The organism is Xenorhabdus sp. SGI 60 (assembly GCF_056632175.1).
In genome coordinates this window covers 2,055,307-2,072,867 of sequence record NZ_CP196860.1, presented here as the reverse complement: position 1 = coordinate 2,072,867, position 17,561 = coordinate 2,055,307, and the positions used below count along the sequence as shown (strand labels likewise).

15 protein-coding genes and 1 other annotated feature are annotated in these 17,561 nt (G+C 43.3%); of the genes, 9 read left to right on the top strand and 6 right to left on the bottom strand.

The window, feature by feature from the left end:
- Positions 1-202: 202 nt before the first annotated feature.
- Positions 203-2,800: a type I DNA topoisomerase gene (topA, locus tag ACSJJG_RS09670; protein WP_481089230.1), complete on the bottom strand. Its 2,598-nt coding sequence runs from the start codon at positions 2,798-2,800 to the stop codon at positions 203-205.
- Positions 2,801-3,347: 547 nt separating this feature from the next.
- On the bottom strand, positions 3,348-4,394 hold the full coding sequence (sohB, locus tag ACSJJG_RS09665; RefSeq protein WP_481089229.1) for a protease SohB: 1,047 nt from the start codon (positions 4,392-4,394) through the stop codon (positions 3,348-3,350).
- Positions 4,395-4,634: 240 nt separating this feature from the next.
- Here sohB and ACSJJG_RS09660 point away from each other — a divergent pair, with 240 nt between their 5' ends.
- Entirely contained in the window at positions 4,635-5,399 is a 765-nt protein-coding gene (locus ACSJJG_RS09660) for a YciK family oxidoreductase (protein WP_481089228.1), read from the top strand.
- The gene (gene cobO / locus ACSJJG_RS09655; RefSeq protein ID WP_481089227.1) at positions 5,399-5,995 is read left to right on the top strand and encodes a cob(I)yrinic acid a,c-diamide adenosyltransferase; all 597 of its coding nucleotides are present in this window, start codon (positions 5,399-5,401) and stop codon (positions 5,993-5,995) included. The genes ACSJJG_RS09660 and cobO overlap by 1 nt, the downstream gene beginning before the upstream one ends.
- 65 nt (positions 5,996-6,060) lie before the next feature.
- On the opposite strand, the gene rluB is transcribed toward cobO, so the two are convergent.
- The 3 genes from rluB to rnm all read right to left on the bottom strand — a co-directional run bounded on the left by rluB (position 6,061) and on the right by rnm (position 8,576).
- Complete coding sequence (rluB, locus tag ACSJJG_RS09650) at positions 6,061-6,984, bottom strand: 23S rRNA pseudouridine(2605) synthase RluB (protein ID WP_481089226.1); 924 nt, start codon at positions 6,982-6,984, stop codon at positions 6,061-6,063.
- Between the two features lie 79 nt (positions 6,985-7,063).
- A complete protein-coding gene (locus ACSJJG_RS09645; protein WP_481089225.1) occupies positions 7,064-7,684 on the bottom strand; it encodes an L-threonylcarbamoyladenylate synthase in 621 nt (206 codons plus the stop codon).
- A 19-nt stretch (positions 7,685-7,703) separates the two neighbouring features.
- Positions 7,704-8,576, bottom strand: coding sequence for an RNase RNM (gene rnm / locus ACSJJG_RS09640; RefSeq protein WP_481089224.1), 873 nt, complete (start codon positions 8,574-8,576; stop codon positions 7,704-7,706).
- 297 nt (positions 8,577-8,873) lie between these two features.
- Positions 8,874-8,979: a sequence feature (Trp leader region), on the top strand.
- Positions 8,980-9,000: 21 nt separating this feature from the next.
- Here rnm and ACSJJG_RS09635 point away from each other — a divergent pair.
- From ACSJJG_RS09635 to trpA, 6 genes are all read left to right on the top strand, one after another.
- Positions 9,001-10,566 carry an anthranilate synthase component 1 gene (locus ACSJJG_RS09635; protein ID WP_481089223.1) on the top strand — a complete coding sequence of 522 codons (1,566 nt, stop codon included), beginning with the start codon at positions 9,001-9,003 and terminating at the stop codon, positions 10,564-10,566.
- On the top strand, positions 10,566-11,144 hold the full coding sequence (locus ACSJJG_RS09630) for a glutamine amidotransferase-related protein (RefSeq protein WP_481089222.1): 579 nt from the start codon (positions 10,566-10,568) through the stop codon (positions 11,142-11,144). Before ACSJJG_RS09635 ends, ACSJJG_RS09630 begins: the two co-directional genes overlap by 1 nt.
- A 63-nt stretch (positions 11,145-11,207) precedes the next feature.
- Complete coding sequence (gene trpD / locus ACSJJG_RS09625) at positions 11,208-12,212, top strand: anthranilate phosphoribosyltransferase (protein WP_481089221.1); 1,005 nt, start codon at positions 11,208-11,210, stop codon at positions 12,210-12,212.
- Complete coding sequence (gene trpCF, locus ACSJJG_RS09620) at positions 12,209-13,573, top strand: bifunctional indole-3-glycerol-phosphate synthase TrpC/phosphoribosylanthranilate isomerase TrpF (RefSeq protein WP_481089220.1); 1,365 nt, start codon at positions 12,209-12,211, stop codon at positions 13,571-13,573. Before trpD ends, trpCF begins: the two co-directional genes overlap by 4 nt.
- 30 nt (positions 13,574-13,603) lie before the next feature.
- Positions 13,604-14,794: a tryptophan synthase subunit beta gene (gene trpB, locus ACSJJG_RS09615; protein WP_481089219.1), complete on the top strand. Its 1,191-nt coding sequence runs from the start codon at positions 13,604-13,606 to the stop codon at positions 14,792-14,794.
- Positions 14,794-15,600: a tryptophan synthase subunit alpha gene (trpA, locus tag ACSJJG_RS09610; RefSeq protein WP_481089218.1), complete on the top strand. Its 807-nt coding sequence runs from the start codon at positions 14,794-14,796 to the stop codon at positions 15,598-15,600. Before trpB ends, trpA begins: the two co-directional genes overlap by 1 nt.
- Before the next feature lie 76 nt (positions 15,601-15,676).
- Here the strand turns inward: trpA and ompW are convergent, their stop codons facing one another.
- Complete coding sequence (gene ompW, locus ACSJJG_RS09605) at positions 15,677-16,318, bottom strand: outer membrane protein OmpW (RefSeq protein ID WP_481089217.1); 642 nt, start codon at positions 16,316-16,318, stop codon at positions 15,677-15,679.
- 484 nt (positions 16,319-16,802) lie between these two features.
- Between ompW and ACSJJG_RS09600 the strand changes: the two genes are divergently transcribed.
- A complete protein-coding gene (locus ACSJJG_RS09600) occupies positions 16,803-17,558 on the top strand; it encodes a YciC family protein (RefSeq protein ID WP_481089216.1) in 756 nt (251 codons plus the stop codon).
- Positions 17,559-17,561: the final 3 nt, after the last annotated feature.

Here is a 17,561-nt window from a genome sequence, read left to right as displayed (position 1 = left end):
GAGTAACTATTATCAAGCGCTTGTTGCAGATATATTGTGTTTTAATTTTGTTGAAATACAAAAAAAGCCAGTCCATAGAACTGGCTTTTTAGAAAGAAAAGTTACATTTCCCACAAAAAAAAGAAATATCTCTCTAAATATATTTCTATGAATTATACCCAATAAATGAAGATATAATGCACAAATTTATCTTAAAGATCGATTACTTTTCTTTCACAATCCAAACCCCTTCAACAAAAAATGCGGTCCATCCGGTCGCCTTGCCCTTTTTCTCTGACGAAACGTACTGCTGTTTAGTTTTACGGCTAAAACGAACAACAGTTTTATTCCCTTCAGGATCAGCAACAGGCGCTTGCGCTAAATAACGCAATTTTTCCGGCAAGCGATCTTTGAACCGAACAAGCTCTTCAACCAATGGTGCTCGCGTTTCGCGAGATTTAGGGAAGGTGTTGGCTGCTAAAAACACCCCTGCCGCACCATCACGCAGAACAAAGTAGGCATCCGATTTTTCACATGCCAGCTCCGGTAACGGAACCGGATCTTCTTTCGGTGGCGCCACTTCCCCATTACGCAAAATTTTACGGGTATTTTTACACCCTTCGTTTGTACAACCCATGTACTTGCCAAAACGCCCCATTTTCAGGTGCATTTCTGAACCGCACTTATCACACTCAACTATCGGACCATCATAACCCTTAATGCGGAATTCACCTTCTTCAACTTCATAACCATCACACTCTGGGTTATTACCGCATACGTGCAATTTACGCTGGTTATCAATCAAATAACTGTCCATCGCTGTACCACAATTTTTACAGCGACGACGAGCACGCAATGCATTGGTTTCAGCATCATCCCCTTCCAAGATATTTAGGATTTCATTTTCCGGGATAAGGTTAATCGTCTGCTTGCATCTCTCTTTAGGTGACAACACATAACCAGAGCAGCCAAGAAATACCCCTGTTGTCGCAGTACGAATTCCCATTGGACGGCTACAGGTCGGGCACCCAATCGAGGTAATTACCATAGGGTTCGGGCGCATTCCGCCTTCATTTGGTTCTTTACTGGCAACATCAAGCTGTTCACTGAAATTGGAGAAAAATTCGTCCAGAACGCCTTTCCAGTTTGCTTTATTGTTAGCTACATGATCGAGCTGGTCTTCCATTCTTGCCGTAAAATCATAGTTCATCAATTCGTTAAAATTTTCTTCCAAACGATCATTGACAATTTCACCCATTTTCTCTGCATAGAACCGCCGATTTTCAACGCAAACATAACCACGCTCTTGAATGGTTGAAATAATTGATGCATAAGTCGATGGGCGACCAATTCCGCGTTTTTCCAATTCCTTGACCAAGGACGCTTCACTGAAACGTGCGGGTGGTTTTGTAAAGTGCTGGCTTGGTATCAATTGTTGCAAATCAAGCTCTGTGCCCACTTCCATCACCGGCAACGTATTTTCTTCATCCCCTTTGCGCAAAATCGGCATTACTTTTGTCCAACCATCAAAACGCAGAGTACGGCCTTTGGCGCGTAACTCAAAATCGCCAGCCTGAACGGTCAGTGTCGTGGAATCATATTTCGCAGGTGTCATCTGACAGGCAATGAATTGACGCCATATCAGCTGATACAATTTTTGTGCATCAGTTTCCATATCTTTCAATTCTTCTGCCATGACACTAACATCAGAAGGTCGAATCGCCTCATGGGCTTCCTGAGAGTTTTCCTTGCTGCTGTAAACATTGACACTTTTCGGCAAGTATTTATCACCAAAATGGTTGCTGATATAACCGCGAACCATTTCCAACGCGTCCTGACTCAAGTTAGTCGAATCGGTACGCATATAAGTGATATAGCCAGCTTCATATAAGCGTTGCGCCATCATCATGGTTTTTTTAACCCCAAACCCAAGCCGTGTACTTGCAGCCTGTTGTAATGTTGAGGTAATGAATGGTGCACCTGGCTTACTCGATGTTGGACGATCTTCACGCTCAATCACTTTGTATCTCGCTTTTTCAAGCAGAGATACTGCTGACTGCGTTTGTTGCGCATTTACGGGTTTAAATGGTTTTCCCTTCTCATGGGTAACTTCCATATGGAGAAAGATATTGTCCTTAGCCATTAGATCCGCGTGCAGTTGCCAATATTCTTCCGGCACAAATGCCTTGATTTCACGTTCTCGCTCAACCACAAGACGAACTGCGACAGATTGCACCCGCCCAGCGGATAACCCTCTGGCAACTTTTTTCCACAGTAGCGGTGAAACCATGTAACCGACAACGCGATCCATAAAACGGCGCGCTTGCTGAGCATTCACACGGTCAATATTTAATTCACCGGGATTATCAAAAGCCTGTGTGATTGCATTTTTGGTAATTTCATTGAATACAACCCGGCTGAAACGGGATTCATCTCCACCAATCACTTCCCGCAGGTGCCATGCAATAGCCTCCCCTTCGCGGTCAAGGTCTGTTGCAAGATAGATATGATCAGCTTTTTCAGCCAGCGTTTTCAGCTCTGAAACAACTTTTTCTTTGCCTGGCAAAATTTGATAGTTCGCTTCCCAACCATGATAAGGATCAACGCCCATACGAATTATCAGCGCCGTTTTCTCATCCTTTTTTGCTTTCTTTTTATTCTTATCGGTAGATGAGCTTGAACTCTTTTGACTCACTGTTCCACTCGTCGGCAAATCACGGATATGACCTACACTGGATTTTACAACGTAGTCATTCCCCAGATATTTATTGATTGTTTTGGCTTTTGCCGGGGACTCCACTATAACAAGAGCTTTAGCCATAGTTACCTTTACCTAATTATCTTCTTTTCAGATGGCGAAAATCACGGCGTTATGTTGCGATATATAAAATAAAACCTCTTTTTATATTGCGATAGATTTGCAAGATATCAACTAATTTTTATCTTGTACTTTTGCTTAAGCGCAAAACCCTTTGAAATATTTAGGGTATTTTATATACCTACACAAACCATGCAATTCATGCAATTGTATGTTTTAACAGTTGTAAACAAAATCTTCCATCTGCATGACGAAAAGCCCACACTCTACCTGATAAAAAACGATGCGCAACAACTTATTTGTTGAAGGAGCACAATAAATGAAAACTGAAACCATGCCTATTAAGCGAGAACAGTTACTGAAAAAAGCAAATAAAATCATTAAGAAAACGCGAAGATTTTATACAAGGCATGTACGCAGAGAGCGCGGAACAAAGAGGTGGAGCATCACCCCTGACTGGTTAATAAATATGCGGACAATAAAGGATAGATAACTCTCTTCTATTTACCCGCATAATATCTGCGGTAGTTTTCGATAGCTGATTTTTCCGTTACAACAAAGGTTTTTCTCCCCTTTGCCACCAACGCATAAACAATTTGTCAACGTTCTCCATCGCGCTCCCCATAAAACGGTCTATGGCACGTTTGCGGCGATAATAATTGACGCTGATTACTTCACAATGTTCAATTTTTTCAATCAGAAAATCATCACTGACACCCACATCATCAATCAACCCATTCTCTTTTGCTTGTGTACCGTACCAATACTCACCAGTGGCTACGTTTTCCACATCCAAAGAGGGACGGTATTGATGGATAAATGATTTAAATAATTTATGCGTTTCGTTCAAATCTTCCTGAAATTTCTTGCGTCCCTGTTCAGTATTTTCTCCCAAAACAGTCAGGGTACGTTTATATTCACCAGCAGTATGCAATTCAACATCAATATCATTTTTCTTCAATAATCTATGAATATTGGGTAATTGAGCCACAACACCAATGGAACCGATAATGGCAAACGGTGCAGCAATAATGCGATCAGCCACACAAGCCATCATGTATCCACCGCTTGCTGCTACTTTATCTACGGCAATTGTCAGGCGTATCCCTTTTTGCCGCAAACGAACCAATTGAGATGCTGCCAGTCCATATCCATGAACCACACCACCAGGACTTTCCAGTCGCAGCAAAACTTCATCTTTTTTATCAGCCACAGCCAGTACCGCACTGATCTCTTCGCGGAGTGACTCCACCTCACGGGCATCCATGCTGCCGTTAAAGTCCAAAACATAAAGATTCGGCTTCTGTATACCTTTCTGACCCGTTTTGGCTTCCGCTTTTTTCTGTTTAGCGTCACTTTTTTGCTGTTTTTTTAATGCCTTTTGCCAAATTTTTTGTTCTGCCTCACTCATTCGAGCCTGCTGCATCTGACGCTGCCTTTCCTTATATGCCTTACCAAGATTGGTCAGCTTTAATTCCCCTTTATGCATTGTCTTACGTACACCTAATCCGATACAAACAACCGTCAGAATGGTGATTGCTAAGATCACCGTGAACACTTTGGCTAAGAACAATCCGTATAGAGACAAATATTCCACAGATCCACCTTTATTAATTTATAATGAACAATAATATGTTTCATTCTAACTAAAAACCGAACGCCTTGCCCTAACAGTTTGCTTAACCCTATCTCAATTGGAGTGACACTCTTTTACCCATTTTTCACTAAATGCAGGCAAATTTGACGGGAACCTTAAGTTTTGTTCTGATGATGACCTGTATGTGCCATCCTGAAATGGCAAGTCATAGATCCACAAGCAATATAGGAAGATTGTTCGATGTTTGATTACCAACCCAATAATCATCTGCTGCAACAAAAAATTATTTTAGTAACCGGTGCTGGCGATGGCATTGGACGTGAAGCCGCACTGACCTATGCCCGCCACGGTGCGCAGGTTATTTTACTGGGACGTACTACCGCGAAACTGGAAGCGGTCAGGCAGAAAATTGCAAACGATGGTGGTTTACCAGCTGACATTTATACGATGGATCTGCTGACAGTGACCGCAGAAGAATGCCAAATTTTCGCCAATGATCTGGCACAACGCTATTCACGTTTGGATGGAGTCTTGCACAACGCGGGGCTTCTTGGTGCTGTTTCCCCTATCGTAGAACAGCCTGTTCAGCTTTGGCATGAAGTGATGCAAGTGAATGTCAACGCTACTTTTATGCTGACTCAGGCATTGCTCCCTCTATTATTAAAATCCACCAGCGCTTCTTTGGTGTTCACCAGCTCCAGTGTCGGCCGTGAGGGCAGAAGTGGTTGGGGAGCATATGCTGTTTCCAAATTTGCTACAGAAGGCCTAATGCAAGTTTTGGCACAAGAATATCGGAATACTTCCCTGCGTATCAACTGCATCAATCCCGGCGGAACACGTACCAACATGCGAGCAAATGCTTTTCCTGATGAAAATTCCGCTAAGTTAAAAACACCAGCGGATATTATGCCCGTCTATCTTTATGTAATGGGAGATGACAGCCGAAATGATTCCGGCATCAGTTTTGATGCTCAACCCGGACGCAAAGCGGGGCCTGCCGAATAATGACCAGAGATAACAGCCAGTACCAGAAAAGGCAACAACGCCTGAAAGAAAAAATCGATGCCCGCATTGAAGCAGCACAACAAGAACGAGGGGTTGTCATTGTGTTCACTGGAAACGGTAAAGGAAAAACGACCGCGGCACTTGGCACAGTTACTCGTGCAATTGGACATGGACAACGTGCTGGTGTTATCCAATTCATCAAAGGGACATGGGAAAGCGGTGAAAGGAACTTGCTGATACAGCAAGGTGTTGAATTTCATGTAATGGCAACAGGTTTCACATGGGAGACTCAAAATCGCGAATCAGACACAGCAGCCTGCCAAACGGCCTGGCAACATGCGGTGGCAATGTTATCTGATCCTTCATTACACCTTGTAGTGCTGGATGAATTAACTTATATGGTCAGTTATGGTTACTTAGAACTCACCGATGTTCTGGCTGCCCTTAAACAGCGTCCTGCTCATCAAAGTGTGATTATCACTGGCAGAGGATGCCATCGAGAATTACTGGAATATGCTGATACGATTACGGAAATGCGTCCGGCAAAACATGCGTTTAATGCCGGAATCAAGGCACAAAAAGGCATTGATTGGTAAATGAATCCGCTGTTTCTATCGTTTAGATAAATGTTGATATAAGCTGAAACAGCGGATTAAGCGTATTAACGACCTTTAGATGTCGTCTTCTTCCCTGCATTCTGACGAGAACTGCTTGCAGGACGTTTCCCTGCCGGACGGGATGCAACCTGAGTATGTCGTCTTACCGCACGACGGATCTGATTAGCCTTAACGCGACGTTGATCACGTCCAACAGCGACTTTGGTCACAATCTCTTCATCCAAATCAACCAACTGACGTAGATAGTTAGTCTGTTCCAACCCCAACTCAGTCCAGCCACCACGCGGCAAACCTTTCGGCAGATTGATATCGCCATAACGCACACGGATCAGGCGGCTAACTTGCACGCCAACGGCTTCCCATAAGCGTCTGACTTCGCGATTACGACCTTCTGTCAGAGTGACGTTGTACCACTGGTTGATACCTTCTCCACCTTTAAACGCAATGGTCTTAAATGAAGCCGGGCCATCTTCCAGTTGTACACCTTGTGTCAATTGACGGAGTTTTGCGTTATCGACTTCACCAAACACACGAACTGCATACTCACGCTCAACTTCGCGGCTTGGGTGCATTAAACGGTTAGCCAATTCCCCATCGGTAGTAAACAACAACAACCCGCTGGTATTGATATCCAAACGCCCTACCGCAATCCAGCGTGCGCCTTGCATTTTTGGCAGACGATCAAACACAGTCGGACGACCTTCAGGATCATGGCGGGTACACAATTCCCCTTCCGGTTTATAGTAAGCCAAAACACGGCAAACTGTTTTCTGTGGCTCTTTGATATTTAAGATCCGTCCGTCCAGACGAATTTTTATTGAGGACTTAACTTCAATTCGATCACCCAACGTTGCGAGCTTACCATCAATGCTAATGCGCCCTTGTTGGATATACCCCTCGATTTCGCGACGGGAACCATGACCAGAACGCGCGAGAACTTTTTGTAACTTTTCTGTTTTATCGCTCATTGAGCAACCTCTATTGTCGCCTTCACAGGCGTCGTGATACTAAATAAAAATTGAATCATATACTTAAAAAACGTACACTTTATAAAAAAGGTGTTATATCACCTTCACCTTCACGAAGAATGACTGGTGAATCCCCAGTTAAATCCACTACCGTCGTCGGTTGCTGCCCAAGATAACCACCGTGAATGATTAAATCAACTTGTTTACCCAAAGTATCCTTAATCTCTTCAGGATCAGATTCAGCAAAATCATTTCCAGGCAAAATCAAGCTACATGACATCAGTGGTTCACGCATCTTTTCCAGCAGTGCCAACGCAATAGGATTAGAAGGAACACGCAGGCCAATAGTCTTGCGTTTTTCGTTCATCAAGCGACGCGGTACTTCTTTTGTCGCCTGTAAAATAAAAGTGTAATTGCCTGGCGTGTTATTTTTGATCAACCTGAACGCCTGATTATCTACATGGGCATAAGTGGCAATTTCAGACAAATCACGACACATCACCGTAAAATTGTGGCGTCCTTCCAATTGGCGGATACGGCATATACGGGTCATAGCCTCCTTATTTTCAAGGCAACAACCAATGGCATAACCTGAATCAGTCGGATAGATGACAACTCCGCCCTTTTTCAGTACATCCACACTTTGGTCAATAAGACGAACTTGTGGATTGTCAGGGTGGATATAAAAAAACTGGCTCATACAAATAACCTCTATACTTCTATGCAGCCCCAAGCCGTGACCAGTCGTGCCATATCGGTACAACATCACCGGGTAACCACAAATTGCGCCCAAGTTCTATCCATGAACAAGGTTGGTGAAAATCCGATCCTAATGATACTTTCAACCCATATTCTCTTGCCAGTTGACCAAGTTGTTGTCTTTCATTAGGGGCTTGCTGGCACTGGGCAACTTCCATTGCATCACCACCATGTTGTTTAAACCAAACTACTAACCGTTTTAGCCACTTCGTCGACAAATTATACCTACCGGGATGAGCAATTATAGCTTGTCCCCCTGCCTGGTGAATGGTTTCAATAGCTTGCTCAATTGTACACCATTGCGGTGGGACATAACCGATTTTTCCCTTTACCAGATATTTTTTGAACACTTTCGGGATAGTCGGTACAACTCCCGCCTCTACCAAATAACGGGCAAAATGACCGCGAGTGACTTGTCCACCATTGGCTAATCTGGAGGCGCCTTCCCAGGCATCAGCAATACCTGCTTTGGCCAACCGTTGCCCCATTTCAATACCACGCTGTTGCCTTAAATCAACCTGATGCGCTAATAACTTCCTTAAGGAAATAGCGTTGATATCAATATGTAAGCCAACGATATGAATTTCCAGATTTTGCCATAATGTCGAAATTTCAACGCCGGATACCAAAGTTAATGGCAAATTATTTTGCTGAATATGGTTTAAAGCAGACGGAATACCCTCCGTCGTATCATGATCTGTGATGGCCAGTACATCAATACCCATAGCAATGGCTCTGTCCACGAGCTGCTCAGGTGATAAAACGCCATCTGAAGCGGTCGTATGGCTATGCAGATCATAGCGTTTTGTCGTTTCACTGGCGGCTTCAGTCATTGTTTTTTTACCTGTTTTTCGGGTGGGGAAAAAGGCACTATCGATTAAGTGATATGAAGCGCTATCAAGCGCAAAACGCTAATGATAACACAAGAGTAAAGTTTAAGAGGCGAGTTTGTTGAAACAATGATAATGAATGTGGTTTGCAAACATAAAAAATCATTGACAAGTAACCATCGAACTAGTTTACTAGTACACGGGTTAACTGAAACACTCTTTATTAAAAAACCTTTATTGAAAAACTATTGAACTGATGAGGCACTCGAAATGAGCGTATTTATGCAAACTAAGCAGTCAAAGCGTTGGTGGCACAACTTCCCAATCAGGGCGGTTGGCTCGCGCACATAAGTTAAGAATAGATACGCAAGTGCCAAAACCCGCCCTAAGAGGCGGGTTTTTTATGAATAAAGATTAGAAACGGGGTATGAAGATGACTGGCAAAGAATTTAATATCGCTATAAATCAGGTTGATACTCTCTATCAGACAGATCCAACACTGCTTTTTCATCAACTTTGTAGTAACCGCCCAGCAACGTTATTGCTGGATTCGGCTGAGATTCACAGTAAAAAGAAACTCAAAAGCATCCTGATCATTGATAGTGCCATGCGCATTACAGCCAACGGGCGTCAAGTTACTTTTGAAGCACTCACTGAAAATGGCCAAAATCTGATCCCGATACTCGCTGATTTACTTTCAGACAAAGCCCAATTAGATGTAGAGCCAAAGGTTATGCGAGCACGGTTTCCTGCCATTGCGCATAATCTGGACGAAGATAGCCGGCTAAAATCCGATTCAGTTTTTGACGCATTACGTGCCCTGGCAGCATTAGCATCCTTCTCAGAATCTCCCGATGCCATTTTTGTTGGTGGATTGTTTGCTTACGATTTAGTAGCCGGGTTTGAACCATTGCCTACAGTAGAAGATCACCAACGCTGTCCTGATTTCTGTTTTTATCTCGCAGAAACGCTATTAGTGATCGATCATCAAGATAAACATTCACGTCTGCAAACTTCATTGTTTGGCGAATCCGATTCAGAAAGAACACGCCTTAAAAAGCGTTTAACAACCTTAGTTGCAGCCATTTCAGCCCCACTTCAGCCACTCTTACCTGTCACTCTGCCCGGTATTACTGTTGGCGGCAACCAAAGTGATGAACAATACGCAAATATCGTGCGCCAGCTACAGAAATTTATCCGTCAAGGGGATATTTTTCAGGTAGTTCCATCACGTCGTTTTACTTTGCCATGCCCTTCTCCGCTGAGCGCTTATCATGTATTGAAAAAACAAAACCCAAGTCCTTATATGTTTTTTATGCAAGATCAGGATTTTTGCCTGTTTGGGGCTTCACCAGAAAGTGCACTTAAATATGATGCCGACAATCGCCAGATCGAAATTTATCCGATAGCCGGTACTCGACCACGTGGACGCGATAACAACGGCGAATTGGATGCCGATCTTGATAGCCGAATTGAACTGGAAATGCGCACAGATGCTAAAGAAATGTCTGAGCATGTGATGTTAGTTGACTTGGCTCGCAACGATTTAGCCCGTATCTGCGAACCAGGCAGTCGATATGTCGCCGATTTAACCAAAGTCGATCGCTATTCCTTTGTTATGCATCTGGTTTCTCGTGTTGTCGGCACACTCCGGCATGATTTAGATGTTTTCCATGCCTATCAAGCCAGTATGAATATGGGTACATTGACGGGAGCCCCTAAAGTTCGGGCGATGCAACTCATCGCAGAATATGAAGGTGAACGGCGTGGCAGTTATGGCGGAGCCGTCGGTTACTTCACTGGCAAAGGGGATTTTGACACCTGCATAGTGATCCGTTCTGCCTATGTGGAAAACAATCAAGCTACCATTCAAGTTGGAGTCGGTGTGGTATTGGATTCCATTCCTCAGTCAGAAGTAGATGAAACTCACAGTAAAGCCAGAGCCGTTATTCGCGCAATTGCACAAGCGCATCATGTGGAGGTGACATTCTGATGGCTAATATTCTATTACTTGATAATGTAGATTCCTTCACATATAACCTTGTGGATCAACTGCGTACTCATGGTCATCATGTCGTTATTTACCGCAATACCGTGTCAGCAAGCATCATTATTACCAAACTTAATGAGATGGAATCTCCTCTTTTGATGTTATCCCCCGGTCCAGGGAAACCCTCAGAAGCAGGCTGTATGCCTGAATTGCTCAAGCAAGTGACAGGTCAGATCCCAATAATCGGAATTTGTCTTGGACATCAGGCGATTATTGAAGCTTACGGAGGAAAAGTCTCTGCTGCTCAGGAAATTCTGCATGGCAAAGCCACATCAGCTATGCATGATGGGGAAAATATGTTTTCCGGCCTCCCAAATCCTTTGTCTGTCGCTCGTTACCATTCTCTTGCCGCTGAGCACGCTCCGGCAGAACTGACTGTCTCTGCTTCATGCGGTGATATCGTGATGGCTGTGCGCCATGATGAGCACAAAGTTTGTGGTTTTCAGTTCCATCCCGAATCTATTTTGACTACGCAGGGTGCCAAGCTGCTTGAACAAACTCTAACCTGGGCATTGAGCTAACAATTAAAGGTAGTGAGTTTAAGGGTATCGAATTAAAGGCACTAAACTTAAAGGAATGGGAAGATGCAGTTGATTTTTGAAAAATTATTCAGTGCGCAAGTCCTGACACAACAAGAAAGCCAGCAGCTATTCACTGCCATTATTCATGGTGAGTTGAGCGATACACAACTGGCTGCTGTATTAATTAGCCTGAAGATGCGTGGCGAGCAGCCACAAGAAATTGCGGGCGCCGCCCAGGCGTTCCTGGCAAACGCAGCCCCCTTTCCTCGTCCTGATTACACATTTTGTGATATCGTCGGCACAGGTGGAGACGGTTCCAATAGCATCAATATTTCAACAGCCAGCGCTTTTATTGCTGCTGCCTGTGGCCTTAAGGTGGCAAAACATGGAAATCGCAGTATTTCCAGTCGATCTGGCTCATCCGATTTATTAGCTGCATTCGGCATTGCATTGGATGCCCAGGCTGAAGAATCACGCAGAACCTTAGATGATATTGGTGTCTGTTTCCTGTTCGCACCTCAATATCACAGTGGATTCCGTCATGCGGTGCAAGTTCGCCAGCAACTAAAAACCCGAACATTATTTAATGTGCTTGGCCCGTTGATCAATCCGGCGCGTCCTCCTGTGTCTCTCATCGGAGTCTATAGCCCTGAATTAGTTGAACCGATAGCCCATACCTTACACGCTTTGGGTTATCAACGCGCCGCCGTTGTACACAGTGGCGGAATGGATGAAGTTGCTTTACATGCCCCAACCTATGTTGCAGAGCTCAGTCATGGTGAGGTTAATCAATACCAGTTAACGGCAACCGATTTTGGCTTACCGGGTCATCCGATATCTTCACTGCAAGGTGGAACCCCAGAAGAGAATCGCGATATGTTGGCAATGCTACTGCAAGGCCAAGGACGAAAGGCCCATGCTGATGCAGTAGCCGCAAATGTGGCTCTTTTGATGAAAATTCACGGGCATGAAGATCTGCGAGAAAACACGCAACTGGCACTCAATACTATTTACAGCGGCCAGGCTTATGAAAAAGTAACGGCATTGGCAGCAAGGACCCGATCATGAAAACCAGCATATTACAGAAAATTGTTGATGATAAAGCGGCATATCTGACTACTCGTAAGGCAGAGCAACCGCTGGAGAGCTTTATTGAGGTTATCGTTCCAAGCCATCGTCGGTTTTATCAGGCGTTGACCCATAAGCAAACCGTTTTTATTTTGGAATGCAAAAAAGCCTCTCCGTCAAAAGGGGTAATTCGTGAAAATTTCGATCCTGTTTGCATTGCGAAAACTTATCAGCCTTATGCTGCTGCAATCTCTGTCCTGACTGATGAAAAATACTTTCAGGGCAGTTATGATTTTCTCGCAATGGTCAGTTCTGCTGTACACCAACCTGTTCTGTGCAAAGATTTTATAATTGATGCCTATCAAGTTTATCTTGCCCGTTATTATCAGGCTGACGCTATTTTACTTATGCTCTCCGTTCTTGATAATGATAAGTATCGTGAGTTGTCATCACTGGCACACAGTCTTGGGATGGGCGTACTGACCGAAGTCAGTAATGAAGATGAAAAGCAACGCGCGATTATATTGGGGGCAAAAGTTATTGGTATCAATAATCGGGATCTGCGTGATTTGTCCATTGATTTAGAGCGTACCCGTAAACTGTCAGTTGGTTTACCCAAAGACACGATCGTTATCAGTGAATCCGGTATCCACCAGCATCGTCAGGTGCGGGAATTGAGCCAGTTTGCCGATGGTTTTCTTATTGGTAGTTCTTTAATGGCACAACAAAATTTAGATCTCGCTTTACGCCGCCTGATTTTGGGTAACAACAAAGTTTGTGGCCTGACTCGCCTACAGGATGCCAAAGCCGCATTGCAAATGGGAGCCGTTTACGGTGGCTTAATTTTTGCCGAAAAATCACCGCGCAAAATCAGCCTGCAAAAAGCTCAACACATCATCAATGAAGCCTCTCTTCTATATGTTGGTGTGTTTCAAAATCAATCCATTGATTTTGTCAGTAATACCGCCCGTAAGCTTTCGCTCACCGCAGTTCAACTGCACGGAGATGAAGATGAAAACTACATTAACTCCCTACGTTCGGTACTGCCTGAACATTGTGAAATTTGGAAAGCCATTAATATGTCTAAGGCTGTGGAAGTTTCCGCAATACCTCATGTTGAACACTTATTGTTGGATAACGGAGCAGGCGGAACAGGAAAACCATTTGACTGGCAGTTAATCAACCCACTAATTCAGCATAACAGTTTTCTGGCTGGTGGCCTGAACGCTGAAAACTGCCAACTGGCCGCAACATTTGGCTGTTATGGACTGGATTTTAACTCAGGAGTTGAAGTGTCTCCGGGTATCAAAAGCAGCCAGAAAATCAAACAGGTGTTTCAACAATTACGCTGTTATCACTAATTTTTCAGATAAAAATGGATGAGTAGAACAATGAGTAAATTGAATCCTTATTTTGGCGACTTTGGTGGGCAATTTGTGCCACAAATTTTGATCCCTGCACTTAACCAATTAGAAGAAGCCTTTATTGAAGCACAGAAAGATCCAGAGTTTCAGCATACATTTCAGGATCTCTTGAAAAACTATGCAGGCAGGCCCACGGCCTTAACGCTGTGTCAAAACCTGACTAAAGGGACAAAAACACGTTTGTACCTGAAACGTGAAGATTTACTCCACGGCGGTGCTCACAAAACCAATCAGGTTTTAGGGCAAGCCTTGTTAGCAAAACGCATGGGAAAGCATGAGATCATTGCTGAAACAGGCGCTGGTCAACATGGTGTCGCCACCGCCTTGGCTTGTGCGCTATTGGGGCTGAAATGCCGTATTTATATGGGAGCAAAAGATATTGAACGCCAATCGCCTAATGTTTTTCGCATGCGTTTGATGGGTGCAGAAGTGATCCCTGTCCACAGCGGCTCGGCAACCTTGAAAGATGCTTGTAACGAAGCAATGCGTGACTGGTCGGGTTGCTATGAAAAAGCGCATTACCTATTAGGCACTGCGGCTGGCCCTCACCCATATCCGACAATGGTACGAGAATTTCAACGAATGATTGGTGAAGAAGCCAAAGCTCAAATTCTGGAAAAAGAAGGCCGTTTACCTGATGCCGTTATCGCCTGCATTGGTGGTGGTTCAAATGCCATCGGTTTGTTTGCTGAATTTATTCCAGAAAATAATGTCCGCTTGATCGGTGTTGAACCTGCGGGGCATGGTATTGAAACCGGAGAGCATGGTGCCCCATTGAAACACGGAAGATTGGGAATTTACTTTGGCATGAAAGCGCCAATTATGCAGACAGCAGACGGGCAAATTGAAGAATCTTATTCCATTTCGGCGGGTTTAGATTTTCCTTCCGTTGGCCCACAGCATGCCCATTTAAACAGCATCGGTAGAGCCGATTATGTTTCAATTACTGATGATGAAGCACTGGAAGCCTTCCAGGAACTCTCACGCAATGAAGGTATTATTCCTGCACTGGAATCCGCTCATGCGTTGGCTTATGCCTTAAAAATGATCCATGAATCTCCAGACAAGGAACAATTATTAATTGTCAATTTATCTGGTCGTGGTGACAAAGACATCTTTACCGTTCACGATATTTTAAAATCCAAGGGGGAAATCTGATGGGACGTTACGAACAACTTTTTAAGAAGTTACAACACCAAAATCAAGGCGCTTTTGTTCCTTTTGTCACCCTTGGTGATCCTAATCCTGAATTATCATTGGAAATTATTGATACCTTAATTTCAGGTGGTGCTGATGCGCTTGAATTGGGTATTCCGTTTTCAGATCCCCTGGCTGATGGCCCAACTATCCAAAATGCCAATCTGCGGGCGTTATCATCTAAGGTCACGCCCACATTATGTTTTGACCTGCTGGCTAAAATTCGCGCTAAACACCCTGATATACCCATTGGCCTGTTAGTTTACGCCAATCTCGTCTTTCACAATGGCATTGGTGAATTCTATCGTCGCTGCAAAAGTGCAGGTGTTGACTCCGTACTTATCGCTGATGTGCCATTATCCGAGTCATCGCCTTTCCGTTCAGCCGCCATAAAGCATGATATTGCCCCGATCTTTATTTGTCCCCCTAATGCAGATGATGATTTACTGCGTGAAGTTGCTTCATTTGGACGAGGATATACCTATCTGCTATCAAGAGCGGGAGTGACAGGCAGTGAAAATCGCGCTCAACAGCCATTTAATCATATTGTCAATAAGCTCAAAGAATATCACGCTGCCCCTGCTATACAAGGTTTTGGCATTTCAGAGCCAGAACAGGTTATGACCGCTCTCAATGGCGGGGCTGCAGGTGCAATTTCAGGTTCAGCTGTTATCAAAATTATTGAAGATAACTTACATCAACCCAACATCATGCTGGAAAAGTTAACGGATTTTGTTCGTGCCATGAAAAACGCCACACAATTATAAGCACGCTACCAAAAAATGGGGCAATGACGCCCCATTGGTTCTCTTATGTCAAAGTCAAACACACACGTAGCTTTAGTTAGAAACTATAACCAACACCGAACATAAAGACCCACGGATCAAGGCGGGTTTTATATTTTTTATCTACATCACCGGCTTTGAATTTCACATCAGTTTCAATATTCATCCACCAAAGCGAAGTATTCAGCATCCAGTTTTTGTCCAGTTGATAATCCAAGCCAACCTGCCCAGCGATACCCCAAGAATCTTTCAGATCCAGGCTATTTAAATTAGCGTCCTTTACCGTTGCATTATTAGTAAATTTTTCACTAAAGAATGTCGTGTAGTTAACACCAATCCCGACATAAGGACGAAATTCATTTTCTGAAGAACCAAAATAATATTGTGCCATTAGCGTTGGTGGTAAATGTTTAACTTCAGCGATTTCACCCGCTCCCGGCAAACTGACTTTATGCTGAAATGGCGTTGCTGCCAATAATTCAACACCAATATTATCAGTAATCATGTAACCAAAAGTTAAACCCAACTGAGTATTATTATTGACACCAAAAGATCCCAATCCTAATACATTATCAGAACCCGCATGCGGTCTTACCGTTGCTGTACCTGCACGGAACAGGAAGTCACCTGCTTCATGGGCAAAAGTCAATGACGGGGCTAACGTAGCAACAGCCAATACAAGCGCAGAAATCTTCTTCATTATCCATCCCATTCATGTGGTTTTAAAACAGTCAGAAATATACTCGTTTGTTTACTATTATGATCTAAGACAGATCACATCTTTTAAATATTTTTGGCTAAGTAAAGTATTTACTGTTTTATTATTTCATTTACTGGATATTTTAAATTGATCCAAATCAAAATTTTCTGCGTATTAATTTTAATTCCATCCATGATTTATATCTTAATATCAACTTTTGAATGAATAACAATAAAAAATAATAGAAATCACACATTAAAAAACTTTACTTAACATTCCCCTCTCATCAATTTATTAACACAAAGTTAATGAATTGATCATTTTTATAAAATCGACAATGAGGAGCTTGGCAAACAAAAATTCGTACCCCCACCAGCCTCAAGATACAAGATCAAGCACAGGAGTAAATCTCAGGTATCCAATAATCCCCCTAACAAGGTACAATTGTGCACTATTGTTGTTTTATTTGATAGGAGCCACTTTCATGCCCATCACGGCAAATACCCTGTATCGTGACAGCATCAACTTTTTAAAGAATCAACTGTTGAATATTGTCATTCTCTCTGTCCTGGCCGCGCTGGTGACAACACTGCTGGGGCATTTACTCATGCCGAATGATGAACAGCTCAATTTATTAGCCGAGTTGCAAAATATAGTCAGAGAGTCCGGCAATACAGGTATCCAACGTTTCGTGATGCAATTAACGCCAGATGAGCAATTCACGTTAATGCGCACAATGTTCGGGGTTTTATTTACCCACATATTTGGTAATACCCTACTAACGACCAGTGTGCTGGTACTCATCAATGCTATCTCTAGCGGTCAGAAAACTAATGCCATTCATGCCAGTACATTATCGATAACACAACTACCTAAGATGTTCTTGCTAATGTTGATTTATACCCTGTTGGTCCAAATCGGCTACGCTTTAATGGTCCTGCCAGGGGTACTGTTTTCTATTGCATTCTCACTGGCTCCTATTTTTTTGTTTGAAAAAAGCAAAAATGTTTTTGCGGCCATGCAAAATAGTTGGAAGTTGGCATTTGGTAATATGCGGTTGTTGATCCCAGCTATACTGTTATGGCTTGTCGCCAAGCTAATCCTGGCTCTTGTGCTGACAAAAATGCCTGATATGTTGCTATCAACACTGGATAATTTCTTATCATCTCTGTTACTGATTTACCTATTCCGTTTGTATATGTTAGTCAAGCCACAAAATAAAACCATAAACGGTATTTAATAA